The following is a 23,193-nucleotide window of genomic DNA, read 5'->3' as shown; positions in this document are numbered from 1 at the left end:
GAGGGCTTGTGCCTGAATGGTATGCAACCGTGTCATTCACAGGGTGTTCAATGCCTCCCGCTTATGCAAGGCGTCATGAAGATGGTTCTGCCCGTGTTGCTCTTCGCCCTGGCCGCGCCGGTGCCCGCGTTCGCGCAGGCGCCCGACCAGCGTCGCAGCGACCAGGAACGGGCCTATGACGCCCGCCGCAAGGGCGAGATGCTGTCGCCGCGCGCGATCGAGGCGCGGGTGATCCCGACGATGAAGGGCTATGAATATCTGGGCTTCGACCTCGATTTCGGCAGCTCGGTTTACACGCTCAAGTTCATGCGCGATGGCGTCGTGGTATGGGTCGATGTCGATGGCCGCTCGGGCCAGATCATCGGCCGCACCGGAAGATAAAGAGGGACTGACATGCGCGTTCTGATCGTCGAGGACGAGCCGAATCTCGGAACACAGCTCAAGAACACGCTCGAAGGCGCGGGCTATGCCATCGATCTCGCCACCGACGGCGAAGAGGGGCACTTCCTGGGTTCCACCGAGAATTACGACGCGATCGTGCTCGACCTCGGCCTGCCGGAGATCGATGGCCTGACCGTGCTCGATCGCTGGCGCAAGGAAGGCAAGACGATGCCCGTCCTCGTCCTCACTGCGCGCGACAGCTGGTCCGACAAGGTGGCGGGCCTCGATGCCGGCGCCGACGATTACGTTGCCAAGCCGTTCCAGACCGAGGAACTGATCGCCCGCCTGCGCGCGCTCATCCGCCGCGCGTCGGGCAATGCGTCGAGCGAGCTCACCGCCGGCGACGTCCGCCTCGACACCCGATCGGGCAAAGTCACCAAGGCCGGCGAACCGGTGAAGCTGACCGCGCAGGAATATAAGCTGCTCAGCTACCTGCTCCATCACAAGGGCAAGGTGGTCAGCCGTACCGAGCTGATCGAACATATCTACGATCAGGATTTCGACCGCGATTCGAACACGATCGAAGTGTTCGTAACGCGCATCCGCAAGAAGCTGGGCCAGGACGTCATCACCACGATCCGCGGCCTCGGCTACAGCCTCGAAGACCCCGACGCCTGACCGGCGCAGGGCACGGCCGGACATAGCTGACGCGCATGGATACGCCCCCGCTCGCCGAAGCGCCGCCCCGCGCCCGCGCGAAGACCACCGGATCGCTGTCGCGCCGCATGATCCTGATCGCGGCGGCGTGGATCGGGCTGCTGCTCGTCGGCGGCGGCTTCGCGCTCGATCGCGTGCTGGTATCCGCCGTCACGCGCAACTTCGACGACCAGCTGCAATATGTGCTGCGTTCGCTACTCGCCTCGTCGGAGATCGGGCCCGATGGCGAGGTGCTGTTCAGCCGCGACGCCGCCACCGATCCGCGCTTCGTCGAACCCTATTCGGGCCTCTACTGGCAGGTGTCGGCGCCCGGCGCGCAGGTCGGCGGGGACGCCTTCTTCCGCTCGCGCTCGCTGTGGGACCGGCGCCTGCAATTCGGCGGACGGCACGAAGACCGCAACATCCACATCTACGACAGCCGCCAGTTCCCCGACGAAAAGCTGCGGATCGTCGAACGCGACGCGCAGCTGCCGGGGTCGAAGGTCCATTGGCGCTTCCAGGTCGCGCAGGGGCGCGGCACGCTCGACGCGCAGATCACCGTGCTGCGGCGAACGTTGGTGCGCAGCTTCGCGCTGCTCGGGCTGGGCCTCGTCGTGTTGGCGTGGCTCCAGACCTCTTACGGGCTATGGCCGCTGCGCCGCGTGCGTGAAGAGATCGCGCGGATGCGCGCCGGCCAGTCGAACCGCATCGACACCGCCATGCCCGACGAGGTCGCGCCGATGGTCGAGGAGCTGAACGCGCTCATCGAACATAACGAACGCCAGGCCGAAGAAGCGCGCCGCCACGCCGGCAATCTCGCCCATGCGCTCAAGACGCCGCTGACGGTCATCATGAATGCCGCGACCGCCCAATCGGAAGACCTCGCCGACACCGTGATCCGCGAAGCGCGCACGATGCGGCGCCAGGTCGACCACCACCTCGCCCGCGCCCGCGCCGTCGGCCGCCGCGGCTCCGCGCACAGCCGTGCGGACGTCTGGCCCAGCCTCGAATCGGTCGAACGCGCGGTGGCGCGGCTGTACCGCCACGTCCGCATCGACATCACCGGCCCCAAGGACTTGCAGGTCCATGTCGAGCGGCAGGACCTCGACGAAATGCTCGGCAACCTCGTCGAGAATGCCGCGAAGTATGGCGGCGGCAGCGTCTTCGTGACGGTGACGGGCCAGGCGGGCTTCGTCGAACTCATGATCGAGGACGATGGCGTCGGCATCCCCGAGGAAGACCGCATCCGCATCTTCGACCGCGGCGTCCGCCTCGACACGGGCAAGCCCGGCACCGGGCTGGGCCTCGCGATCGTCCGCGACGTCGCCGAAATCTACGGCGGCACCGTCGCGCTGGAGGAAAGCGAGGACCTCGGCGGCCTGCTCGTCCGCCTGCGACTGCCCGCCGCCAACTGAAGCGCGGCACGGCCCCCCGATTCCCCCGTCACCCCGGAACACGTCCAGGTGCCGGACGGGCCAATCCTCCCCGGCACGGGGAGGTGGCACCGCGCAGCGGTGACGGAGGGGGGCTTCCCCAAACGCAACACTCGCGGCGAGCCCCTCCACCACGCCTCCGGCGCGACCCCCGTGCCGGGGAGGATTGCAGACACTCCACCTCCCCCGCTAACGCGCGCCCAATGCCCGCCTTCCGCCCGATCCTCGCCGGCGCCCAGTTCGGCGACCGCCTCCGCGCCGGCCTCGGCGCCGCCTGCGGTATCCTGTTCGCCGGCCTGATCGCCGCGCTCGCCACCCACGCGGGCGTATCGCCCCTGCTCGTCGCCCCGATCGGCGCGAGCGCGGTGCTCGTCTTCGCGGTCCCCGCCAGTCCGCTCGCGCAGCCCTGGTCGGTGATCGGCGGCAACACCGTCTCGGGCCTGTGGGCGCTGCTCGTCGTCGCGCTCGTGCCGCATACGGCGCTCGCCGCCGCGATCGCGGTCGGCGGCGCGATCGTCGTCATGTCGCTGGCGCGCTGCCTGCATCCGCCCGGCGGCGCGGTGGCCTTGAGCGTCGTGCTGATGACCGCCGCGCATACGCCGGCGAGCCCGTGGTTTCCGCTATCGCCGGTCGCGCTCGATTCGGCGCTGCTCGTCCTCGCCGGACTCGCCTTCCACCGCGTGTCCGGCCACGCCTATCCGCACCGCGTTGCCGCAGCGCCCGCGTCACCCTTCACGACTGCTGACATCGACGCCGCACTTGCCGACATGCACGAGACGTTCGACATCGCCCGCGAAGACCTCGACGCGCTGCTCGCCCGCGCCGCGCATCACGCGCGCGTCAGGCAGGCACCGCCAGGCCGCTCAGCACCTCGGCGGTGATCGCCAGGCTCCGCTTGCGCGCCTCGTGGTCGTAGATCGCGCTCGCCACCATCACCTCGTCGACGCCCGTCCGTTCGAGGAACGCCGCGGTCTGCCGCGCCACGGTGTCGGGCGATCCCACCGCCGAACATTGCAGCACATGGTCGAGGATCCCCGACCCCTGCGGCCCCAGCGACGCGCGATAGCCGGCGACCGGTGGCGGCAGCTGGCGCGGATTGCCGGTCCGCAGCGCCACGAACGACTGCTGCTGCGAACTCGCCAGCAGCTCCGCTTCTTCGTCGGTATCGGCGGCGAAGACGTTGAACCCCGCCATCGCATACGGCCGGTCGAGCTGTGCCGAGGGCCGGAAATCGCGCCGATAGATCGCCAGCGCCGCATCCAGCGCATCGGGCGCGAAGTGCGAGGCGAAGGCATACGGCAGCCCCAGCGCCGCCGCGAGCTGCGCCCCGAACGTGCTCGACCCCAAAATCCACAACGGCACGTTCGCCCCCGCGCCGGGAGTCGCCGCGATCCCGGTCCGTCCGTCGTCGGCGAAATAGCTCTGCAATTCCATCACGTCGCGAGGGAAGGCGTTGGGGTCGCTGTCCAGCGTCCGCCGCATCGCCTGCGCGACGCGCTGGTCCGATCCCGGCGCGCGGCCCAGCCCCAGGTCGATCCGCCCTGGGAACAGCGCGTCCAGCGTGCCGAACTGCTCCGCGATGATCAGCGGCGCATGGTTGGGCAGCATGATCCCGCCCGCGCCGACGCGGATCGTCTGGGTCGCCGCCGCGACATGGCCGATCACCACCGCGGTCGCCGCGCTGGCGATACCGCGCATGCCATGATGCTCCGCCACCCAATATCGCTGGAAGCCCAAGGTTTCGGCATGCCGCGCCAGATCGGCGGCATTGGCCAGCGATTGCGAGACGGTGCCGCCTTCGACGACGGGCACCAGATCGAGCAGGGAAAAGCGTGTCATGCCCTTAACATGGGAATGCGAACGATCGCTCGCAATCCTAGTCCTGCTTGCCGCTCCCCAAGCCAAAGCGCCTCGCCTTCGCTTGTGCCCGCCCGCTGTGCCGCCTAGACGCGCCGACGATGCTGCCCGCGCTCGCCCATATCGACACCTGGATCTTCGATCTGGACAATACGCTCTATCCGGCGCGCGCGAATCTGTTCGCGCAGATCGACCAGCGGATGACCGATTATGTCGCGCGGCTGCTCGAACTGCCGTGGGACGAGGCGCGCCGGCTCCAGAAGGACTATTTCCACCGCCACGGCACGACGCTGACCGGGCTGATGGCCGAACACCACGTCGATCCACACGATTTCCTCGCCGATGTCCACGCGATCGAGATGGACGTGCTGGAGGCCGACGCCCCGCTCGCCGCCGCGATCGCGCAACTGCCCGGCCGCAAGCTCGTCTTCACCAACGGCGACAAGCCCTATGCGCTGCGCGTCCTCGACCGCCTGGGCCTGGGCGATGCGTTCGAGGCGGTGCACGACATCCACGCGATGGACCTGGTGCCGAAACCCCACGCTTCAGCCTACGCCGGTCTCTGCGCCGCCTTCGGTATCGATCCCACCCGCGCGATCTTCTTCGAAGACATGGCGCGCAACCTCACGCCCGCCAAGGCGATCGGCATGACCACGGTCTGGATCGACAATGGCTCCGAACAGGGGCCGGAGGACGCGCGCGACCATATCGATTTCACCGTCCACGACCTCGCGCCGTGGCTGCAACACGTCATGGAGGCATCATGAGCCAGGATCTTCAGCCCGTCATCGATTCCGCGTGGGAGGCCCGCGCCGATCTGGGCTTCGGCACGATGGGCGAGGTGCGCAATGCGGTCGACAGCGCCCTCGCGCTGCTCGATGCCGGCACGGCGCGCGTCGCCGAACCGGACGGCAATGGCGGCTGGCGCGTCAACCAGTGGCTCAAGAAGGCGGTGCTGCTCTCGTTCCGTCTCAACGACAACAGCCTGATCGATAACGGCCCCGGCGCCGGCCACTGGTTCGACAAGGTGCCGAGCAAGTTCTCCGGCTGGAGTGAGGCGGAATTCCGCGCCGCCGGTTTCCGCGCCGTCCCGGGCAGCGTCGTGCGTCGCGGCGCCTATGTCGCCCCCGGTGCGATCCTGATGCCGAGCTTCGTCAACATCGGCGCCTATGTCGGCGAAGGCACGATGGTCGACACCTGGGCGACCGTCGGCTCGTGCGCGCAGATCGGCAAGAACGTCCATTTGTCGGGCGGCGCCGGCATCGGCGGCGTGCTCGAACCGCTCCAGGCCGATCCCGTCATCATCGGCGACGGCGCCTTCATCGGCGCCCGCGCCGAGGTTGCCGAGGGCGTCCGTGTCGGCGAAGGCGCGGTGCTGTCGATGGGCGTCTACCTCGGCGCGTCGACCAAGATCGTCGACCGCGAGACGGGCGAAGTCTTCAAGGGCGAAGTGCCGCCCTATGCGGTGGTCGTGCCCGGCTCGATGGGCGGCGGCGACGGCAAGCCGTCCCTGTACTGCGCCGTCATCGTCAAGCGCGTCGACGCCCAGACGCGATCGAAGACCAGCATCAACGACCTGCTGAGGGACTGAGTTTCCACCCAACCCACTCCGTCATTCCCGCGAAGGCGGGAATCCAGACGCGCTATCGTCTCGATTCTATCGCTGACGTCAGAGGTTATGGATCCCCGCCTTCGCGGGGATGACGAATGGGGCGCACTGCCACACCCCGTCGAATCAGCGTTGTACCCCGCCCCGCCAGCGTCTATCAGGCCCGTTATACACGTTAAACGGAAGGCTCCCATGTCCGACGCCAGCACGCTCCTCGACCGGGTTCTCGTCCTCGAAATGGTGCGTGTCACCGAAGCGGCGGCGATCGCCGCCTCGACGCTGACCGGGCGCGGCGACGAAAAGGCGGCGGATGCCGCGGCGGTGGAGGCAATGCGCGCCGCGCTCAACGAGCTCGACATCGACGGCACCGTCGTGATCGGCGAGGGCGAGCGCGACGAGGCGCCGATGCTGTTCATCGGCGAAAAGGTCGGCAGCGGAAACGGCCCGGCGATCGACATCGCGCTCGATCCGCTGGAAGGCACGACGATCTGCGCCAAGGCCGGCCCCAACAGCCTCGCGGTCCTCGCCATCGCCGAAGCCGGCGGCCTGCTCAACGCGCCCGACGTCTATATGGACAAGATCGCGGTCGGCCCGGGCCTGCCCGCCGGCGTCATCGACCTCGACAAGTCGCCGACCGAGAACATCAAGGCGATCGCCGCGGCCAAGGGCGTCGCTCCCAATGAGATCATCGCCTGCGTCCTCGATCGCCCGCGCCACGAAGCGCTGATCGCCGAGCTGCGTGAGCTAGGCGTCGGCGTGATGCTGATCGGCGATGGCGACGTCGCGGGTGTCATCGCCACCGCTGATCCGGACACGACGATCGACGTCTACATGGGCTCGGGCGGCGCGCCGGAGGGTGTGCTCGCCTGCGCCGCGCTGCGCTGCGTCGGCGGCCAGTTCAAGGGCCGGCTGCTGTTCCGCAACGACGACGAACGTGCCCGCGCGCGCAAATGGGGCATCGCCGACCTCGACAAGCAATATGACCTCGAGGAACTGGCGAAGGGCGACTGCATCTTTGCCGCGACCGGCGTCACCGACGGCTCGCTGCTCGAAGGCGTCAAGCGCCGCAAGGGCAAGATGACCACCGAAAGCGTCGTCATGCGCGCCTCCACCGGCACCGTCCGCTGGGTCAAGGGCGAACACCGCACCGCGTAAGGGGAGGGGGCGGGCGCCGCTACGCCCGCCAACCGTCCCCCGCAGCATCCGCTGTCGCCTCACCAACCGTCATCCCAGCGAAGGCTGGGATCTCCCCGTGATAGCACCCAGCAGGAGCTGCGGGAGGCCCCAGCCTTCGCTGGGGCGACGATCGGGGTTGAGGTTTCAAACCCTCGCACGCAGCAGGAGCCGCCGGAGGCCCCAGCCTTCGCTGGGGCGACGGCCTTGGATAACCCCGCTCACCCCCCGTTCACCCGCCCGCCGCTAGCCATCCGTCGCATGCCCGCCAGCATCCGTCGTTTGCCCGTGACCCCGCCGTCCGCCCCGCCTATGATCGCGTGCGTGCCTGCCATGAAGCGCCTCGTCATCGCCGCAGCCGCCAGCGTGCTGCTGGCCGCCCAGCCGGCCTATGCCCAGTCGATCCTGCGCGATGCCGAGACGGAGGCGATGTTCGCCGACATGTCCACGCCGCTGGTCAAGGCGGCGGGCCTGTCGCCGCGCGACGTCAAGGTCGTGCTGATCAACGACGATTCGATCAACGCCTTCGTCGCGGGCGGCCAGACCGTCTACGTCCATTCGGGCCTGCTCCAGGCGGCGACCAACGCCAACCAGGTGCAGGGCGTCATCGCGCACGAACTGGGGCATATCGCCGACGGGCACGTCGTCCTCGCCGATGCCGGCATCAAGCCTGCGATGCACATCACGCTTCTGTCGATGGTCCTCGGCCTCGCCGCCGTCGCGGCCGGCGCGGGCGAGGCGGGGGCGGGGCTGATGGCGCTCGGCCAGCAGGCCGGCATGGGCAAGTATCTCTCGTTCAGCCGTACGCAGGAATCCTCCGCCGACGCGGCCGGGGCGCGCTTCCTCACTACCGCCGGGATCACGGGGAAGGGGATGCTCACCTTCTTCAAGACGTTGCAGCAGCAGGAATATCGCTACGGCGTCGAGAATATCGACCCGTTCATGCAAACCCACCCGCTGTCGGGCGAGCGTATCGCCAATCTGACCGCGGTGCTCACCGCCGCGCCGTCGTGGAATACGCCGTCCGATCCGGCGCTCGAGGAACGCTTCCGCCGCGTGAAGGCGAAGCTCGAAGGCTATGTCATGCCGCCCGAGCGGACGCTGCGCGACTTCCCCGACACCGACACCAGCGTCTACGCGCATTACGCCCGCGCCTATGCCTATCATAAGGCGGGCTATCCCGACAAAGCCGACGCCGAATCGCTGGCGTTGATCAAGGCCAAGCCCGACGATCCCTATTTCCAGGAAATCCGCGGCCAGATCCTGCTCGAAGCCGGCAAGCCCGCCGACGCCATCGCGCCCCTGCGCGCCGCGACCGAAGGCTCGCGCAACAACCCGCTGATCGCCACCACCTTCGGCCACGCGCTAATCGCGACCGAGGACAAGACGCATTATCCTGAAGCGATCCGCGTGCTGCGCGTCGCCACCGGGCGCGACGATCAGAATCCCTTCGCCTGGTATCAGCTCGGCACCGCCTACGAACTAACCGGCGACACCGCGCGCGCCGCGCTTGCCACCGCCGAACGCGCCAGCATGGACGGCGACATGCGCACCGCCGCACAAAGCGCGCGCTACGCGCTCGCCAATATCCCTAAGAACACGCCCGACTGGATTCGGGCGCAGGACATCGCCATGGCCGCGCAGAACGACATGGACGACAACCCCAAGAAATATAAGAAGAGATGACCCGATACACTTTCCCGCTGATCGCGGCTCTCGGCGCCGTGATCGGCGCGGGCGCCGTCTGGAGCTACGATCGCTTCGCCTCGCCGGGCGGCCCCGACCAGGCGCGGATCGAGCGCGTCGTCCACGACTACGTCCTCAGCCATCCCGAGATCATTCCGCAGGCGATGCAGAAGTTGCAGGACCAGCAATCGGGCCAGGCCGTCGCCGCCAATCGCCGCGATATCGAAACCCCGTTCGGCAGCGCCTGGGCCGGCAACCCCAAGGGCGATGTGACGCTGGTCGAATATTTCGACTATAATTGCGGCTATTGCCGCGCCTCGCTGCCGATGATCGCCGATCTCCTCAAGCGCGATCCCAAGCTGCGCGTCGTCTACCGCGACCTGCCCATCCTGTCCGACGAAAGCCGCGTCGCCGCCCGCGCCAGCCTGCTCGCCGCGCAGCAGGGCAAGTTCCAGGCCTTCCACGACGCGCTCTACGCCGGCGGCCCGGTCAGCGACGCCTCGATCCAGGCGGCGGCGACGAAGGCGGGCGTCAGCCTGTCGGGCCTGCAAAGCCCCGTCATCACCGCCGAGATCGCGAAGAACATGCAGACTGCGGTCAAGCTCGGCATGAACGGCACGCCGAGTTGGGTCGTCGGCGACCGCATCCTGTCCGGCGCGCTGCCGATCGAGGAGATCGAGAAGGCGATACAGGCGGCGCGGGCACGGTAAGCGGACCGGTTATCGCATTAGCACTTTGTCAAAGTCCGGAATGATAGTCCCGTCGAAAGGACATTTCATGACGGTCTTCAAGCGCTTGCATTTCGACCGGTCGCTATCCCGGCGGTTCTCGGCACCGCGGACAATCCTGCTGGCCACGCTCGCGATCGTCCTTGCGCAGCTGACCGCTTACGCCCTGATCCACGCCAGCCGCGAACAGCGGACCCGGTTCGACGCGCATGCCGCCGCGCTCGCCGATCTGTCGCGTGCTTTGTCCAACGCGGAGGACGCGCTCCACAACGTCGCGGGCGTCCGCCATGATGGCAGGGCGATCGCGCAATTCTACACCTCGCTCCGCGACGTCGAAACCATCGTGCCGCGCCTGCGTATCGACCAGCGCAGCTATGCGCTGGATCCGGGCATCCACGGCGAAATCCAGACGCTGGTACAGGGGTGGCGCCGCACCGTCGCCGCTTATGAAACGCACGATGACGCGCGCGCGGTCGGTATCCTCACCCTGCCCGCCGCGGAGCAGGCGATGGAGGAAGTGCAGGCGTCGGTCGGGCAGGCGATCGATCGCAGCCGGGCGGATGCCGCGGCCGCATCGATGCGCATCTGGATGATCTTCAACCTGTTGTTCTGGTTTCAGATCGCGTCGGTCATCCTGCTCGCGCTGGCGATCGGCCGGTCCTACCGTCGGGTGATCGCCGAATCGCGCGGCCGCCTGGATGCGATGACCAGCGAGGCGGCGACCCGGCGTCGGCTGGAGCTGTTGTTCGGCATGCACGACATGCTGCAGGCGGCGGAGGATCATCGCGACGCCAATCTGATCCTGTCGGCGACCGCATCGCAGCTCGCGCCGAGCGTGCCGGGCGCGCTGTATGTCTTCAACAATTCGGGCGACCGGCTGCACTTGTCCACCCAGTGGGGCGACGCGCGCGCCGATCAGCTGTTGCCGATGACGATCACGCCCAACGAATGCTGGGCGCTCAAGCGGGGCAAGCCGCACGTCAACGGCGATGGCGACCAGTCGCTGCGCTGCATGCATGCGCACCACGGCGCGTCGGCCTCGATCGAGGTGCCGATGATCGCGCGCGGCAACATCCTCGGCATGCTGGTGATGGTCGCCCCGGAAGGGGAGTCCGCCGACACCGGCGAACTGCGCCTCGTCGCCACCGCGCTTGCCGACGGCATGTCGCTCGCGCTGTCGAACATCGCGCTGCGCGAACGCCTGCGCACCCAGGCGCTGCGCGACGGGCTGACCGGCCTGTACAATCGCCGCTACATGGAGGACGCGCTCGAACGGTTGTTCGACGGAAACGGCCCCGCCGCGCCGGCCTCGTCGATCATCATGATCGATCTCGATCACTTCAAGAGCATCAACGACGAACATGGGCACGCCGTCGGCGACAACATTTTGCGCGACGTCGGCCCGCTGCTGCTGGTCGGGCTGCGCAAGACCGACGTCGCCTGTCGCTATGGCGGCGAGGAACTCGTCGTCGTCCTGCCCAATTGCGATCACGACCACGCCGTCGCCCGGGCCGAGGTGATCCGCAGCCGGATCGCCGAGCTGTCTAGCGCCTATAATTTCCCGATTTCGGCATCGCTCGGCGTCGCCACCTCGGAACGCCACGGCCGCACGATCCCGGCGCTGATGGCCGCCGCCGACGCCGCGCTTTACGACGCCAAATCCGCAGGCCGCAACCGCGTGATGAGCGCCGATCGCGCACGCGACGCAATGGCGGAAATCCCCCTCGCGGCGGAATGACGGACGGGCGCCGGTCGCAGACGGATCGGTGCCCCCCTTTTCCCAGCCGACTCAGGACCCTATCTCCCGCCCCGCAAAGGGGGCGCAACGATGCCGGAACCGATCCTCGCCGTGTCCGGCGTGTCCAAGACCTATAAGGGTGGCTTCACCGCACTCCACAGCGTCGACCTGACGATCAACAAGGGCGAAATCTTCGCGCTGCTCGGCCCCAATGGCGCCGGCAAGACGACGCTGATCAGCATCATCTGCGGCATCGTCACGCCGTCGACCGGCACGATCCACGTCGCCGGCCACGACGCCATCACCGACTATAAGGCCGCGCGCCGCCGCATCGGCCTCGTGCCGCAGGAACTGTCGGTCGACATGTTCGAAACCGTGCTCGCCACCGTCACCTTTTCGCGGCGGCTGTTCGGGCGGTCGGGCCACAGCGCCTATATCGAACAGATCCTCCGCGACCTGTCGCTGTGGGACAAGCGCGACGCCAAGATCATGGAGCTGTCGGGCGGCATGAAGCGCCGCGTGCTGATCGCCAAGGCGCTCGCGCACGAACCCGAGATCCTGTTCCTCGACGAACCCACCGCCGGCGTCGACGTGGCACTGCGCCGCGACATGTGGAAGCTCGTTCACGGCCTGCGGGAACGCGGCGTCACCATCATCCTGACGACGCATTACATCGAAGAGGCCGAGGAAATGGCCGACCGCGTCGGCGTCATCAACAAGGGGCAGCTGCTGCTGGTCGACGAGAAATCGGCACTCATGAAGAAGCTCGGCAAGCGCGAACTCGACCTCGCGTTGGTCGAACCGCTGTCGGCGGTGCCCGATGGCCTCGATCGCTGGCACCTCACCCTCGAAAACGACGGCAAGACGCTGCGCTACGTCTTCGACGCGACCGAGGAGCATACCGGCATCCCCTCGCTCCTGCGTGAACTCTCCGCACGCGACATCGCGTTCAAGGACCTCGAAACCTCCAAGTCGAGCCTCGAGGACATCTTCGTCGACCTGGTAGGCGAGCGGGCATGAGCGCGCAAAACACCCTCTTTGACGCGACTTTTGTGACTTTCCGAAAGGCGGGCCGCGCATGAATCTCCACGGCGTCTGGGCGATTTATCGCTTCGAAATGGCCCGCGCATTGCGCACGCTCTGGCAGAGCCTCGTCGCGCCGGTGCTCACCACCAGCCTCTATTTCATCGTCTTCGGCGGCGCGATCGGCAGCCGGATGCAGACGGTGGACGGGGTGGGCTATGGCAGCTTCATCGTGCCGGGCCTCATCATGCTGTCGCTGCTCACGCAGAGCGTCGGCAATGCCTCGATCGGCATCTATTTCCCCAAATTCACCGGCACGATCTTCGAACTGCTGTCCGCCCCCGTGTCGGCGATGGAAATGGTGTTGGGTTATGTCGGCGCGGCGGCGACCAAGTCGGTCGTGCTGGGCGTCATCATCCTCGTCACCTCGGCCTTCTTCGTCCCGATCCGCGTCGATCATCCCGCCGCGATGGTCGCCTTCCTGCTGCTCACCGCGATCGCGTTCAGCCTGTTCGGCTTCATCCTCGGCATCTGGGCGAAGAGCTTCGAGCAACTGAATTTCGTGCCGATGCTGCTGATCACGCCGCTGACGTTCCTCGGCGGCAGCTTCTATTCGATCGACATGCTGCCCCAGCCGTGGCGGACGGTCAGCCTGTTCAACCCGGTGGTCTATCTCGTCAGCGGCTTCCGCTGGAGCTTCTTCGGCAAGGGCGACGTCGACATCGCCGTCAGCCTCGGCGTCACATTGGGCTTCCTCATCCTCTGCCTCGCCATCATCGCCTGGATCTTCAAAAGCGGCTGGCGCCTGAAGAATTGAAGGGCGTGGACGGCCGCCGAACGTCGCGTTACGCTTGGCACATGGTTGCCGCATTCGTCATCGCAGCCACGCTGCCGCTTGTTGCGACATCTCCGGCACTTGCAAGGGCAGGCGACGACTGGCGCATCGTCCGATACGATGCGCGCGAGTTCTGCGCCACGACCACGCTGACATGGGACCTGAAGCGGGGAAGGCTGAACATAGCCGAAGGAGGGTGCGATCCTTATAGCGCCGCGCCGCCGATCGTGACGTCAAAGCCGATCCGACCCTATGATCTCGCGCTCTTGCGCATATTGTCGTCTCGCGTCGAGGCGGAAGGCATGGCGCAGATCTCCTGTCGCAGCGTGCCTGTCCATCCATTGCCGGGGCCATTGTATTTCGTGGTCACGAAAGGCGGACGCGAGATGCGGTCTCCGAACTGTCTCAACGCCTTGGGCGTGCGTCTCGATGAAGCTCTGACAGCCAGCCTGAAGCCGTAGCGACCGCCATCGACCTCAACTGCGGCATGACGCTCGGCGTCCTCGTCCCCCGCCTCGCCATCATGGCTCGAATCTTCATGAGCAGCTGGCGGTTGAAGAACTGACTCCGTCACCCCGGGCTTGACCCGGGGTCCCGCTTGTTCCGCGGCGTCGGGATCAGCGGGACCCCGGCTCTTTGGCCGGGGTGACGGAGTGGGACGTCAATCCGACGCCCGCACCCGCGACGCCACCCACGGCCGCAGCACCAGCGCGTTGAGGTCGACCAGCGCATGCACCGCGATGGCCACCCACAGGCTGCCGGTCCCCATGTACAGCGCCGCGAGCAATGCGCCGCCGACCAGGTTCGCCGCCATCCCGGCCCATCCCTGATAGCGGTGCATCGCGGCAAAGGCGGCGGTGCCCACGCCCATCCCCACCGCGCCCGACCCGCAGGCCAGCGTCACGATCAGCGGCAGCCACAGACGAAAGAACAGCTCCTCCGTCACCCCCGCCGATAGCGCCAGCACCGCCGCCGGCCACAGATCGCCGTCGCGCCGCGGCAGCAGCGCGCTGGCATCGCCGATCGTCCAGGGGCCGCGCCCGCGCCGCGCCCGCCACCAGGTCAGCGCCAGCCCCAGCGCGCTGCCGCCCGCCAGCCCCAGCGCGATCGTCGTCGCCGAAATCGCCCCCGGCGGCAGGCCGAGCGCCTGCGCCAGCGGCAGGAAGGCGAGGGGCATGCCCCCGATCGCCCCCAAACCGCCGATCGCCGCCAGCCCCAGCAGCGCCGGCAGGCCGTATCCCAGCCACAGCCCCGACGCCCAGCGCAGGTGCCGTGCAGCAAAGCTGATCCGCCACCCCGCCATCAGCTGCCCGCGCCACAGGATCAGCGCCTGATAGCCGAGCGTCAGGACGAGGAGGATCGCGACGAGCATCGCCGCCGCCTATCGGCTCGTCGGCCTTCGCGCCAGTATGCCGGCCCACAGGCTGGCAAGCGCGGCCAAAGCCGTGTAGATGCGCGCTCCAGTCTATGGCGTCCGATCCCCCCCGCACCAGCCGATTCACCGCCTTCCGCGACGCCGGCGGCGTGCGTGGCCTCGTCAGCCGCTCCTGGGGGCGCTGGTGGGTGAAGGGGCTCGCCATCCTCGCCGTGCTGGCGGTCGTCGGCTATGGCGTTCTGTGGGTGACGGTGCTGCGGCAATTGCCGTCGGTCGACCAGCTGCGCAGCTACGAACCGCCGTTGCCCACCAACGTACGCGGTGCGGATGGCGCGCCGATCCAGTCCTACGCCCGCGAACGCCGCGTCGAGCTGAGCTACGCCGAATATCCGCCATTGCTCGTCCGCGCCTTCCTGGCGGCGGAGGACAAGACCTTCTTCGAACATCACGGCGTCGATTATCCGGGCCTGGGCGGCGCGGTGATCGATTACGTGCGCAAGTTCGGCACCGGCCGCCGTGCCAAGGGCGGGTCGACCATCACCCAACAGGTCGCCAAGAACCTGCTGATCGGCAACGAATATTCGCCGACGCGCAAGTTCAAGGAAGCGATCCTCGCCTATAAGATCGAGGACACGCTCACCAAGCCGCAGATTCTGGAACTGTACCTCAACCAGATCGCGCTCGGCCGGAACGCCTTCGGCGTCGAGGCGGCGAGCCATGCCTATTTCGACAAGGAGCTGAACGAGCTCGACCTCGCGCAGCTTGCCTATCTCGCCATCCTGCCCAAGGGCCCGTCGAACTACGATCCCGTCCGCCACGCCGATCGCGCGCTCGCCCGCCGCAATTACGTGCTGGGCGAGATGCTGAAGAACGGCTTCATCACGCAAGCACAGCACGATCAGGCGGTGTCCGAACCGCTCGGCACCATCCTGCGCCGCACGCCGAAATACGAACGCGTCGGCGGCTATTTCGTAGAAGAGGTCCGCCGCCAGCTGATCGACAAGTTCGGCGAGACCGAGCGCGATGGCCCGTTCAGCGTCTATGCCGGCGGCCTGTGGGTGCGCAGCAGCCTCGACACGCGGTTGCAGGACCTTGCCGCGCAGGCGTTGCGCGACGGCCTGCTCCGCTACGATGCGGGGCGCGGCTGGTCCGGCCCGCTGCGCCACGTCGCGCTGGACGACGCGGACGGCTGGCTGCAGCCGCTGCTCAACACCAACATCGGCCTCGATTACAAGGACTGGCGCGCGGCCATCGTGATCGCGCGGGAGGGCGATGCTTGGCAGATCGGCTTCGCCGACGGCAAGACCGGCACGCTGCCGCGCGGCGCGGCGCAGATGCCCGTCCGTGGGCGTGGCGGCACCGCCTTCGCCGCGCTGAAGGCCGGCGACATCATCGCCGTCGCGCCGCAGGGCAACAGCTACGCGATCCGCTCGGTGCCGAAGATCAGCGGCGGCTTCGTCGTCGAAGAACCGCAGACCGGCCGCGTGCTCGCGATGCAGGGCGGGTTCGACAGCCGGTTGCAGGCGTTCAACCGCGCGACGCAGGCGATGCGCCAGCCCGGATCGACCATCAAGCCGATCGTCTATTCCGCCGCGCTCGAAAACGGCATGACGCCCGCCAGCATCATCGTCGACGGCCCGTTCTGCGTCTACCAGGGCGCGCGGCTGGGGCAGAAGTGCTTCCGCAACTTCGGCAATTCGCGCGGGGCGGGGCCGCATACGATGCGCTGGGGCATCGAACAGTCGCGCAACCTGATGACGGTGCGCGCCGCTGCGACCACCGGCATGCCGCGCGTCGTCGACGTCATGAAGCGGATGGGCGTGGGCGAATACCAGCCCTATCTCGCCAATGCGCTGGGCGCGGGCGTCACCACCGTCAGCCGCATGGTCAACGCCTATGCGACGCTCATCAACCAGGGCCGCGCGCATGCGCCGACGCTGATCGACTTCGTGCAGGACCGCCACGGCAAGGTCATCTGGCCGGAAAACTGGCGCGGCTGTGACGGCTGCAACGCCCCCGATTACAACGGCAAGCCGATGCCGCGCCCGGGCGACCGCACGCGCCAGGCGATCGACCCGCTCACCGCCTACCAGATGGTCCACATCACCGAAGGCGTCATCCAGCGCGGCACCGCCGTCGTGCTGCGCGACCTCGACCGGCCGATGATGGGCAAGACCGGCACCACCACCGGCCCGACCGACGTCTGGTTCGTCGGCGGCACGCCACAGTTCATCGGCGGCCTCTACGTCGGCTACGATACGCCTTCGAACCTCGGCGGCTATGCGCAGGGCGGCACCTTCGCCGCGCCGATCTTCAAGGAATTCGCGGTGAAGGCCTATGAGGGGCTCGACAAGATCCCCTTCCGCGCCCCCGCCGGCATCCGCATGGTCCGCATCGATCGCGCCACCGGCCGCCCGGTCTATGGCACCTTCCCGACCGACACCGATCCCAAGGCGGCGGTGATCTGGGAAGCGTTCAAGCCGCAGAGCGAGCCGCGCCGCGCGATCCACCGCGGGCCCACGCCCGCCGCGACCGCTACCGCCGCCGCCCCGCAACGCGCCACCAACACCCAGCGCGACAGCGATTTCTTGCAAAGGGAAGGCGGAATCTACTAGCGCCGTCCCATATACGTCATGCCAGCGAAGGCTGGCATCTTTCGCCGCGAAGCCCGCTCTTGCGGCACGAGATCCCAGCCTGCGCTGGGATGACGATTCTGATTGGAGAAGTTTCATGCGCGCCGAAGCGCAGTCCCACGTCGACCGTATCAATGACGCGCTGGCGCTGCTGCGCCGGTTCCTCGATTGGGACCGCGCGCTGCGTCGTCTCGACGAGCTGAACGCGCGCGTCGAGGACCAGGCGCTGTGGAACGATCCCAAGGCCGCGCAGGAGGTGATGCGCGAACGCCGCCGCCTGGACGAGGCGATCACCGCCACCCGCGCCATCCAGTCCGAGATGGACGACACCGTCGAACTCATCGAAATGGCCGAGGCCGAGGGCGACGCCGCGATGGAGGCGGAGGGCGTCGAGGCACTTGCCGCGCTGGCGGAACGCGCCGACCACGACAAGATCCAGGCGCTGCTGGCGGGCGAGGCCGACGCCAACGACACTTATATCGAGATCAACTCGGGCGCCGGCGGCACCGAGAGCCAGGACTGGGCGGGCATGCTCCAGCGCATGTACACGCGCTGGGCCGAACGCCGCGGCATGAAGGTCGAGCTGATCGACTATCACGCCGGCGAACAGGCGGGCATCAAGTCCGCGACGTTGCTGGTGAAGGGCGAGAACGCCTATGGCTATGCCAAGACCGAAAGCGGCGTCCACCGCCTCGTCCGCATCAGCCCGTATGACAGCGCCGCCCGCCGCCACACCAGCTTCTCCAGCGTCTGGGTCTATCCGGTGATCGACGACAATATCGTCGTCGATTACAACGAAAGCGACCTGCGCATCGACACCTATCGCGCGTCGGGCGCCGGTGGTCAGCACATCAACACCACCGATTCCGCGGTGCGCATCACGCACATCCCGACCGGCATCGTCGTGCAGTGCCAGAACCAGCGTTCGCAGCACAAGAACAAGGCAGAGGCGTACAATCAGCTGCGCGCGCGCCTGTACGAACTCGAACTGCAGAAGCGCGAACAGGCCGCCAACGCCGAAAACGCCACCAAGACCGACATCGGCTGGGGCCATCAGATCCGCAGCTACGTGCTCCAGCCCTATCAGCTGGTGAAGGACCTGCGCACCGGCACCACCTCCACCGCGCCCGGCGACGTGCTCGACGGCGCGCTCGATCCGTTCATGGCCGCCGCGCTGTCGCAGCGCGTGACGGGCGAGAAGGTCGACGTGGAGGACGTCGATTGATGCGCGCCCGGGCCTTCGCCATCGCCGCCGCCACGGGGCTGTGCCTCGTCGCGGCCGCGTGCGACGGGTCCAAGCCCCTGCTCAAGCGCGACGACGCGCCGAGCGAGTTTCCTGACGCCGACCGCCCCGTCGCGCACATCGTCTCGTCGCGCTGGTCGAACGAAGAGGCGCGCGATCGCCTCAACGAAGCCGCCGAAGTCATGGACAAGGCCGGCATCGCCAAGGGCATGACCGTCGCCGACATCGGCGCGGGCGAGGGCTATTACACCATCCGCCTCGCGCAACGCGTCGGCGAACACGGCCGCGTGCTGGCCGAGGATATCGTCGCCAGCGTCCGCGATGCGCTGGCGGAACGCGTCGCCCGCGAAGACCTCGAAAACGTCGCCGTCCGCCTCGGCACCCCCGCCGACCCCAAGCTGCCCCCGGCCAGCTTCGACCGCGTCCTCATGGTCCACATGTACCACGAGATCGAACAACCCTACGAATTCCTCTGGCGCCTCAGGCCCTCGCTCAAGCCCGAGGGCCTGGTCGTCGTCGTCGACGCCAACCGCCAGACCAAGAACCACGGCACGCCGCCTGCGCTGCTGAAGTGCGAATTCGAGGCGGTCGGCTACCGCCAGGTCGCGATGACCGACATGCCGTCCGCCGGCGGCTATATGGCGACGTTCAAGGCGGTCGGCCCGCGGCCGGAGCCCGAGGCGATCAAGCCGTGCGTGATGCGGGATTGATCCAAGACGTTAGTGCCAGTTGACGGGTTGGCGACGAATAAGCCGAAGCCCGAATGTTCAGTGATGGGAGAAAGCGGCCTGTCAGCTTTTAAGCTCGGGTACGACTTTTCCTCGGCGCTGTACGAGTAGCGCCGCTTCGTAGGGCGACGACCAGTTGTCGGTATTCTTGGCGAACAGGACACAGCTCGCGGTCTCTTCGCGCTCTAGCGCTTCTGCTGCGAAATGTTCCATATGCCGGCGCCGCAGGTGAGTGTTTTCATCCTGATGGACATAGAACCCAACCGTCGCCTTACGATCGAGCGGGGGCACGATCTCCATGAAGCATTCGTGACCGGGCTTCGCATTCTTGCGCGTGACCGATTGCCTTAGCCTTTTCAGACCGCGCTCAACATTCGGCTGCTCTTCGGGGCTCGCAGAGCTGAGGATGGAAATGCCAATGGTGGTCCATCCGTCCGGCTTCGTCCTAGCCAGTTTGTCGATGATTTCCTTGTAACATCGGTGAATCGTCGGTGCGGGCTTCTGCAATGCTATCCCGGCGTCACGAGCATTATAATACCGATCGATCACGTCAGACATGCCCGACACCATCAGATGACGGAAATCTGCTCGTTGCCTCCCGAGATTGAAGCCCGTTGAAAGGTGGACGCCAAGAAAGTCTAGCTCATCCCCAAATAATTCGAAGTGTTTCTGGAAGTGAAAGCGCTCCGAAAGATAATGTAGAAATGGGATTTCTTCGTCGAGAATATCGCCGATGCAACACAGGTCCGCGATATGCATCGTCGGGGCCAGATTGTGGTTGGCGGGGATAAGCCCCAACTTCGCCATCTCTTCTTCCGACGAGCTTAGAATAGACAGATCGTCGAGCGTCAGCGATATCCGGATAATCTGATCAATCTTTTCCGCATCCAGACCTAGAGACTGCGTTATCACGAGGCTGGCTGCATCGCCACCGCGCGCAGCGACAATGTGCCCGGCTAGCCGTTCGGATTGAACGGAGGGTGCGATTACCATGTCGTTCAAATGACGTTTGAGGCGGTCAGGCGCGCCGCGCAAACCCTGAGGCGTCAACCGATGTGACTTTGCTTCGGCAAGAAACACCGTGTTATCGACGACAGCGAGTATATCCGTTTCGAACTGTTGAACGCCGTCCATCCATTTTACATTTTTGGCAATCCTTGCCGTGGGTAGGACCGACTGGATCACCGATTCCGTTTTGTCCTCGAGATAGGTCGCGCGACGGTCCGACAGGTCGGCTTCGATCTTCGCAGAGGTTGCGACGTTCCACATGATTTCATTGATATGGCTGAAGATCGCTTGCGGCGTCACAAACATGTACTCACCACCCAGATAAATTCCGGGGCGAGACCAGACCGGATTCGAAAGAAACATATGTTCGATCTTCTGGCCAGCGAGTTCCCCAGGTTCGAACGAGAGCATGCGCAAAATGCGATCAACCCGATCAGCGTCCTTACCCGTCAGCGCGGCGATCTCCACGGCCGTGACGGACATATTCCCCGAATGCCGCAGGTCCGAATGCGAAATAAGGAAACCTATAACTCCTTCGCGTTGTGTTCCTTCCGGTATGATTGCGAACAAGTCCTCAGCAGTGCCGACGAGATCTGGGAATTCACGGAAATAGCCCTCAACCAAGCTTTTGCCGTCGCGCCCGCGCAGCACGCCCCTCAAGGCGTCCATATGGTCGTTACCGCGCAGCTCAATCGTCGCTAAAATTGTCTCGGATATGTCGAGAATATCGCTGAAGGTGTAACCCTCAGCGGCTTCCAGTTTGGCATCCAGCGGCGCGTATAACTCGCGACAGATCAGTTTGACCTCGCTGAAATATCCCCAGTTCCGGACAGCCTGAGTGTGCAGCCTCACTTTCTCCTGAAGTGACATAAGGGCCCGCTGGGCGTCATCCACTTTGTCTGTCTCGGCGATCAGTCGCCGCTTGAAAATTGTGTCGGAAATTTGCGGCACGATGTCGAACACGGTCTGCATCGCTTCCGCCGTAGAAGGCACCTCGCCCCATTCGGCGGCTGGCAGCGTGAGGGCTATACCTTGAAGCAGCTCAATGTGATGCTGCTCGATACCTTTGGTCAGCGTGCGGGTTTCGCCCTTGCCGTTTATCGTAGCGCGAGTGCCATAAAATGCGAACGTCGAGACGACGCTCTCCGGCATGCGCTCTTTCAATACCCCGAACAACTGATCGAGAAGCTTTGGATATTCCTCAACATCCTCGCGAGCGGATTTAACGAGGGCTTGCTTAAACTCCTCGTGACGGTCTCCGATACCGAAATCCAACTTTCTAAAAATCATCCCGTTCGGATTGCCTTGATGCCGCGCTACGGCTTGCTTTTTTGGCTTTCGCCCGCGCGATTTTGGCATGCTCTGCTCCCCCGGTTACGATTGCAGTCTGCCTTACAGGCTCGCAAGAATATCCCTCCGTCTGATAGCGGGGCAAGGTGCGGGCACCGGGTCCTGTATGTCCGCTATTGGGCGATTGCTATCAGATGGTTCAGGTGGCGTCATGGATCATAACCGCCCCTTCCAATCTCACCCCACCCACCCCACATATCCCTCATGCCGCGAGCGCTTTGCCCCGCTGCCCCCTTCCAGTCTCCGGTTCGAACATGCGGGTCCCCGATCCCGCACGTTACGTATTGTCCACTTTGGAACCCGCGGTACGGCCCCGCCACGTCCGAATCCGCGCCCGACTCACACCATCCCAAGCGCGCGCAGGCTGGTGATGCGGTCGCCCGCCAGGATCAGATGATCGAGCAAGTCCACCTCCACCGCCGCGCACACGCGGGCGAGCGCGCGGGTATAGGCGAGGTCGGCGGGGCTGGGGGTGGCGTCGCCGCTCGGATGGCCGTGGCCCAGGATCAGCGCGGCGGCGTCATGCGCCAGCGCGCCTGCGATCACCATGCGCAGCGACAGCGCGACCGACGCCCGCCCGCCGCCGACATCGATGCGGCCGAGAAGCCTCCGTTTCGGATCGAGATACAGCACCGCCGCGCGCTCCACCGCGCCCTCCGCCAGCCCGGCGAACAGCCGCGCCGCCGCCGCGGCGCCGGTCACCACGGGGGCGGGGCTCAAAGCGGGCAAGGGGGCCACGACCGGCAAGGGGGGCGTCGTCGTCACGCCCGTGTCCTGTCACGCCCCGCCGCCGGGCGCAGCGCCACGCGCATCCGTTTCGGATCGAGTCCCGCCGGGGTGGCGACTCGCACCCGCCTCCGCTACCCAGCGGGGATGCGCCAATATCTCGACCTCATGGACCGCGTGCTCACCAGCGGTGCCGAGCAGATGGACCGGACCGGCACCGGCACGCTCTCCGTCTTCGGCGCGCAGATGCGCTTCGATCTCGCTCAGGGCTTTCCGGTGCTCACCACCAAGAAGCTGCACCTGCGCTCGATCATCATCGAACTGCTCTGGTTCCTGCGCGGGGACACCAACGTGCGCTGGTTGCAGGAGCAACGGGTGAGCATCTGGGACGAATGGGCCGACGAAGCGGGCGAGCTCGGCCCCGTCTACGGCAAGCAATGGCGCGACTGGGACGCGGGCGACGGCCGCCACATCGACCAGATCGCCGAGCTGATTCAGCAGATCAAGACGCAGCCCGCCTCGCGCCGCCAGATCGTGTCGGCGTGGAACCCCGGCGAGCTGCACGCGATGGCGCTCGCGCCGTGCCACTGCCTGTTCCAGACGCATGTCGCGAACGGCCGGCTGTCGCTGCAACTCTACCAGCGCTCCGCCGACATTTTTTTGGGCGTGCCGTTCAACATCGCCAGCTATGCATTGCTCACCCACATGCTCGCGCAGCAATGCGGGCTGGAGGTCGGCGAGTTCATCTGGACCGGCGGCGATTGCCACCTCTACACCAACCACCTCGACCAGGCGCGCCTGCAGCTGACCCGCCAGCCCGGCCCGCTGCCCCGCCTCGAAATCGTGCGCACGCCCCCGGCGATCGACCAATACGCCTACGAAGACTTCGTCCTGCACGATTACGACGCGCAGCCGCACATCAAGGCGGCCGTGTCGGTATGAGGACCCCACCAAAGTCCTACTGTGGTGGG

21 protein-coding genes are annotated in these 23,193 nt (G+C 66.5%); 17 read left to right on the top strand and 4 right to left on the bottom strand.

Going from position 1 to position 23,193, the window contains the following annotated elements; all coding sequences use genetic code 11:
* Positions 1 to 75: 75 nt before the first annotated feature.
* From ACGVWT_RS06715 to ACGVWT_RS06700, 4 genes are all read left to right on the top strand, one after another.
* Positions 76 to 381: a hypothetical protein gene (locus ACGVWT_RS06715; RefSeq protein ID WP_394425680.1), complete on the top strand. Its 306-nt coding sequence runs from the start codon at positions 76 to 78 to the stop codon at positions 379 to 381.
* A gap of 12 nt (positions 382 to 393) precedes the next feature.
* Positions 394 to 1,059: a response regulator transcription factor gene (locus tag ACGVWT_RS06710; RefSeq protein ID WP_017977544.1), complete on the top strand. Its 666-nt coding sequence runs from the start codon at positions 394 to 396 to the stop codon at positions 1,057 to 1,059.
* Between the two features lie 35 nt (positions 1,060 to 1,094).
* Complete coding sequence (locus ACGVWT_RS06705) at positions 1,095 to 2,492, top strand: HAMP domain-containing sensor histidine kinase (protein WP_116462008.1); 1,398 nt, start codon at positions 1,095 to 1,097, stop codon at positions 2,490 to 2,492.
* 221 nt (positions 2,493 to 2,713) lie between these two features.
* Positions 2,714 to 3,391: an HPP family protein gene (locus ACGVWT_RS06700; RefSeq protein WP_315461842.1), complete on the top strand. Its 678-nt coding sequence runs from the start codon at positions 2,714 to 2,716 to the stop codon at positions 3,389 to 3,391.
* Here the strand turns inward: ACGVWT_RS06700 and ACGVWT_RS06695 are convergent.
* Positions 3,351 to 4,349, bottom strand: coding sequence for an LLM class flavin-dependent oxidoreductase (locus ACGVWT_RS06695; RefSeq protein ID WP_315461841.1), 999 nt, complete (start codon positions 4,347 to 4,349; stop codon positions 3,351 to 3,353). The two genes, ACGVWT_RS06700 and ACGVWT_RS06695, sit on opposite strands and share 41 nt — an antisense overlap.
* Positions 4,350 to 4,468: 119 nt before the next feature.
* Here ACGVWT_RS06695 and ACGVWT_RS06690 point away from each other — a divergent pair, with 119 nt between their 5' ends.
* The 9 genes from ACGVWT_RS06690 (at position 4,469) to ACGVWT_RS06650 (ending at position 13,620) form a co-directional block, all read left to right on the top strand.
* On the top strand, positions 4,469 to 5,134 hold the full coding sequence (locus ACGVWT_RS06690; protein WP_063687551.1) for a pyrimidine 5'-nucleotidase: 666 nt from the start codon (positions 4,469 to 4,471) through the stop codon (positions 5,132 to 5,134).
* Entirely contained in the window at positions 5,131 to 5,958 is an 828-nt protein-coding gene (gene dapD / locus ACGVWT_RS06685) for a 2,3,4,5-tetrahydropyridine-2,6-dicarboxylate N-succinyltransferase (RefSeq protein ID WP_116462011.1), read from the top strand. The genes ACGVWT_RS06690 and dapD overlap by 4 nt, the downstream gene beginning before the upstream one ends.
* Positions 5,959 to 6,168: 210 nt before the next feature.
* Positions 6,169 to 7,131, top strand: coding sequence for a class II fructose-bisphosphatase (glpX, locus tag ACGVWT_RS06680; protein ID WP_315461840.1), 963 nt, complete (start codon positions 6,169 to 6,171; stop codon positions 7,129 to 7,131).
* Positions 7,132 to 7,482: 351 nt separating this feature from the next.
* Positions 7,483 to 8,835 (top strand): M48 family metalloprotease, encoded by a 1,353-nt coding sequence (locus tag ACGVWT_RS06675; RefSeq protein WP_315461935.1) that lies wholly within the window; start codon positions 7,483 to 7,485, stop codon positions 8,833 to 8,835.
* Positions 8,832 to 9,545 (top strand): DsbA family protein, encoded by a 714-nt coding sequence (locus ACGVWT_RS06670; RefSeq protein WP_315461839.1) that lies wholly within the window; start codon positions 8,832 to 8,834, stop codon positions 9,543 to 9,545. Before ACGVWT_RS06675 ends, ACGVWT_RS06670 begins: the two co-directional genes overlap by 4 nt.
* Before the next feature lie 67 nt (positions 9,546 to 9,612).
* A complete protein-coding gene (locus tag ACGVWT_RS06665; protein ID WP_315461838.1) occupies positions 9,613 to 11,301 on the top strand; it encodes a sensor domain-containing diguanylate cyclase in 1,689 nt (562 codons plus the stop codon).
* 90 nt (positions 11,302 to 11,391) lie between these two features.
* Entirely contained in the window at positions 11,392 to 12,321 is a 930-nt protein-coding gene (locus ACGVWT_RS06660; RefSeq protein WP_294286182.1) for an ABC transporter ATP-binding protein, read from the top strand.
* 58 nt (positions 12,322 to 12,379) lie between these two features.
* On the top strand, positions 12,380 to 13,141 hold the full coding sequence (locus tag ACGVWT_RS06655; protein WP_315461837.1) for an ABC transporter permease: 762 nt from the start codon (positions 12,380 to 12,382) through the stop codon (positions 13,139 to 13,141).
* A 41-nt stretch (positions 13,142 to 13,182) separates the two neighbouring features.
* The gene (locus ACGVWT_RS06650; protein ID WP_315461836.1) at positions 13,183 to 13,620 is read left to right on the top strand and encodes a hypothetical protein; all 438 of its coding nucleotides are present in this window, start codon (positions 13,183 to 13,185) and stop codon (positions 13,618 to 13,620) included.
* A 200-nt stretch (positions 13,621 to 13,820) separates the two neighbouring features.
* Here ACGVWT_RS06650 and ACGVWT_RS06645 read toward each other — a convergent pair whose 3' ends face one another.
* Positions 13,821 to 14,531 (bottom strand): CPBP family intramembrane glutamic endopeptidase, encoded by a 711-nt coding sequence (locus ACGVWT_RS06645; protein ID WP_315461835.1) that lies wholly within the window; start codon positions 14,529 to 14,531, stop codon positions 13,821 to 13,823.
* Between the two features lie 95 nt (positions 14,532 to 14,626).
* On the opposite strand from ACGVWT_RS06645, the gene ACGVWT_RS06640 reads away from it, so the two are divergent.
* The 3 genes from ACGVWT_RS06640 to ACGVWT_RS06630 all read left to right on the top strand — a co-directional run bounded on the left by ACGVWT_RS06640 (position 14,627) and on the right by ACGVWT_RS06630 (position 19,120).
* Entirely contained in the window at positions 14,627 to 17,149 is a 2,523-nt protein-coding gene (locus tag ACGVWT_RS06640; protein ID WP_315461834.1) for a transglycosylase domain-containing protein, read from the top strand.
* Positions 17,150 to 17,264: 115 nt separating this feature from the next.
* The gene (prfB, locus tag ACGVWT_RS06635) at positions 17,265 to 18,392 is read left to right on the top strand and encodes a peptide chain release factor 2 (protein ID WP_315461833.1); all 1,128 of its coding nucleotides are present in this window, start codon (positions 17,265 to 17,267) and stop codon (positions 18,390 to 18,392) included.
* Entirely contained in the window at positions 18,392 to 19,120 is a 729-nt protein-coding gene (locus ACGVWT_RS06630) for a class I SAM-dependent methyltransferase (protein ID WP_315461832.1), read from the top strand. The genes prfB and ACGVWT_RS06630 overlap by 1 nt, the downstream gene beginning before the upstream one ends.
* An 81-nt stretch (positions 19,121 to 19,201) precedes the next feature.
* Here the strand turns inward: ACGVWT_RS06630 and ACGVWT_RS06625 are convergent, their stop codons facing one another.
* The gene (locus tag ACGVWT_RS06625; RefSeq protein ID WP_315461831.1) at positions 19,202 to 21,505 is read right to left on the bottom strand and encodes a hypothetical protein; all 2,304 of its coding nucleotides are present in this window, start codon (positions 21,503 to 21,505) and stop codon (positions 19,202 to 19,204) included.
* Between the two features lie 330 nt (positions 21,506 to 21,835).
* On the bottom strand, positions 21,836 to 22,261 hold the full coding sequence (locus ACGVWT_RS06620) for a JAB domain-containing protein (protein WP_315461830.1): 426 nt from the start codon (positions 22,259 to 22,261) through the stop codon (positions 21,836 to 21,838).
* Positions 22,262 to 22,369: 108 nt separating this feature from the next.
* Between ACGVWT_RS06620 and ACGVWT_RS06615 the strand changes: the two genes are divergently transcribed.
* Positions 22,370 to 23,164 carry a thymidylate synthase gene (locus ACGVWT_RS06615; protein ID WP_315461934.1) on the top strand — a complete coding sequence of 265 codons (795 nt, stop codon included), beginning with the start codon at positions 22,370 to 22,372 and terminating at the stop codon, positions 23,162 to 23,164.
* Positions 23,165 to 23,193 lie beyond the last annotated feature (29 nt).

Source organism: Sphingomonas sp. S6 (assembly GCF_043498045.1).
Classification (GTDB): domain Bacteria; phylum Pseudomonadota; class Alphaproteobacteria; order Sphingomonadales; family Sphingomonadaceae; genus Sphingomonas.
The sequence above is the reverse complement of the archived record's forward strand: the minus strand, read 5'-3'. Positions and strand labels throughout refer to the sequence as shown.

Excerpts from the sequence above, each read along its gene's own strand:
- ACGVWT_RS06715 (WP_394425680.1), top strand. The coding sequence starts at position 76 with ATGAAGATGGTTCTGCCCGTGTTGCTCTTCGCCCTGGCCGCGCCGGTG.
- ACGVWT_RS06645 (WP_315461835.1), bottom strand. The coding sequence starts at position 14,531 with ATGCTCGTCGCGATCCTCCTCGTCCTGACGCTCGGCTATCAGGCGCTG.
- ACGVWT_RS06700 (WP_315461842.1), top strand. The coding sequence starts at position 2,714 with ATGCCCGCCTTCCGCCCGATCCTCGCCGGCGCCCAGTTCGGCGACCGC.
- ACGVWT_RS06695 (WP_315461841.1), bottom strand. The coding sequence starts at position 4,349 with ATGACACGCTTTTCCCTGCTCGATCTGGTGCCCGTCGTCGAAGGCGGC.
- ACGVWT_RS06670 (WP_315461839.1), top strand. The coding sequence starts at position 8,832 with ATGACCCGATACACTTTCCCGCTGATCGCGGCTCTCGGCGCCGTGATC.
- ACGVWT_RS06615 (WP_315461934.1), top strand. The coding sequence starts at position 22,370 with ATGCGCCAATATCTCGACCTCATGGACCGCGTGCTCACCAGCGGTGCC.
- ACGVWT_RS06705 (WP_116462008.1), top strand. The coding sequence starts at position 1,095 with ATGGATACGCCCCCGCTCGCCGAAGCGCCGCCCCGCGCCCGCGCGAAG.
- dapD (WP_116462011.1), top strand. The coding sequence starts at position 5,131 with ATGAGCCAGGATCTTCAGCCCGTCATCGATTCCGCGTGGGAGGCCCGC.
- glpX (WP_315461840.1), top strand. The coding sequence starts at position 6,169 with ATGTCCGACGCCAGCACGCTCCTCGACCGGGTTCTCGTCCTCGAAATG.
- ACGVWT_RS06710 (WP_017977544.1), top strand. The coding sequence starts at position 394 with ATGCGCGTTCTGATCGTCGAGGACGAGCCGAATCTCGGAACACAGCTC.
- ACGVWT_RS06690 (WP_063687551.1), top strand. The coding sequence starts at position 4,469 with ATGCTGCCCGCGCTCGCCCATATCGACACCTGGATCTTCGATCTGGAC.
- ACGVWT_RS06660 (WP_294286182.1), top strand. The coding sequence starts at position 11,392 with ATGCCGGAACCGATCCTCGCCGTGTCCGGCGTGTCCAAGACCTATAAG.
- ACGVWT_RS06675 (WP_315461935.1), top strand. The coding sequence starts at position 7,483 with ATGAAGCGCCTCGTCATCGCCGCAGCCGCCAGCGTGCTGCTGGCCGCC.
- ACGVWT_RS06665 (WP_315461838.1), top strand. The coding sequence starts at position 9,613 with ATGACGGTCTTCAAGCGCTTGCATTTCGACCGGTCGCTATCCCGGCGG.
- ACGVWT_RS06655 (WP_315461837.1), top strand. The coding sequence starts at position 12,380 with ATGAATCTCCACGGCGTCTGGGCGATTTATCGCTTCGAAATGGCCCGC.
- ACGVWT_RS06625 (WP_315461831.1), bottom strand. The coding sequence starts at position 21,505 with ATGCCAAAATCGCGCGGGCGAAAGCCAAAAAAGCAAGCCGTAGCGCGG.
- ACGVWT_RS06630 (WP_315461832.1), top strand. The coding sequence starts at position 18,392 with ATGCGCGCCCGGGCCTTCGCCATCGCCGCCGCCACGGGGCTGTGCCTC.
- prfB (WP_315461833.1), top strand. The coding sequence starts at position 17,265 with ATGCGCGCCGAAGCGCAGTCCCACGTCGACCGTATCAATGACGCGCTG.
- ACGVWT_RS06640 (WP_315461834.1), top strand. The coding sequence starts at position 14,627 with ATGGCGTCCGATCCCCCCCGCACCAGCCGATTCACCGCCTTCCGCGAC.
- ACGVWT_RS06650 (WP_315461836.1), top strand. The coding sequence starts at position 13,183 with ATGGTTGCCGCATTCGTCATCGCAGCCACGCTGCCGCTTGTTGCGACA.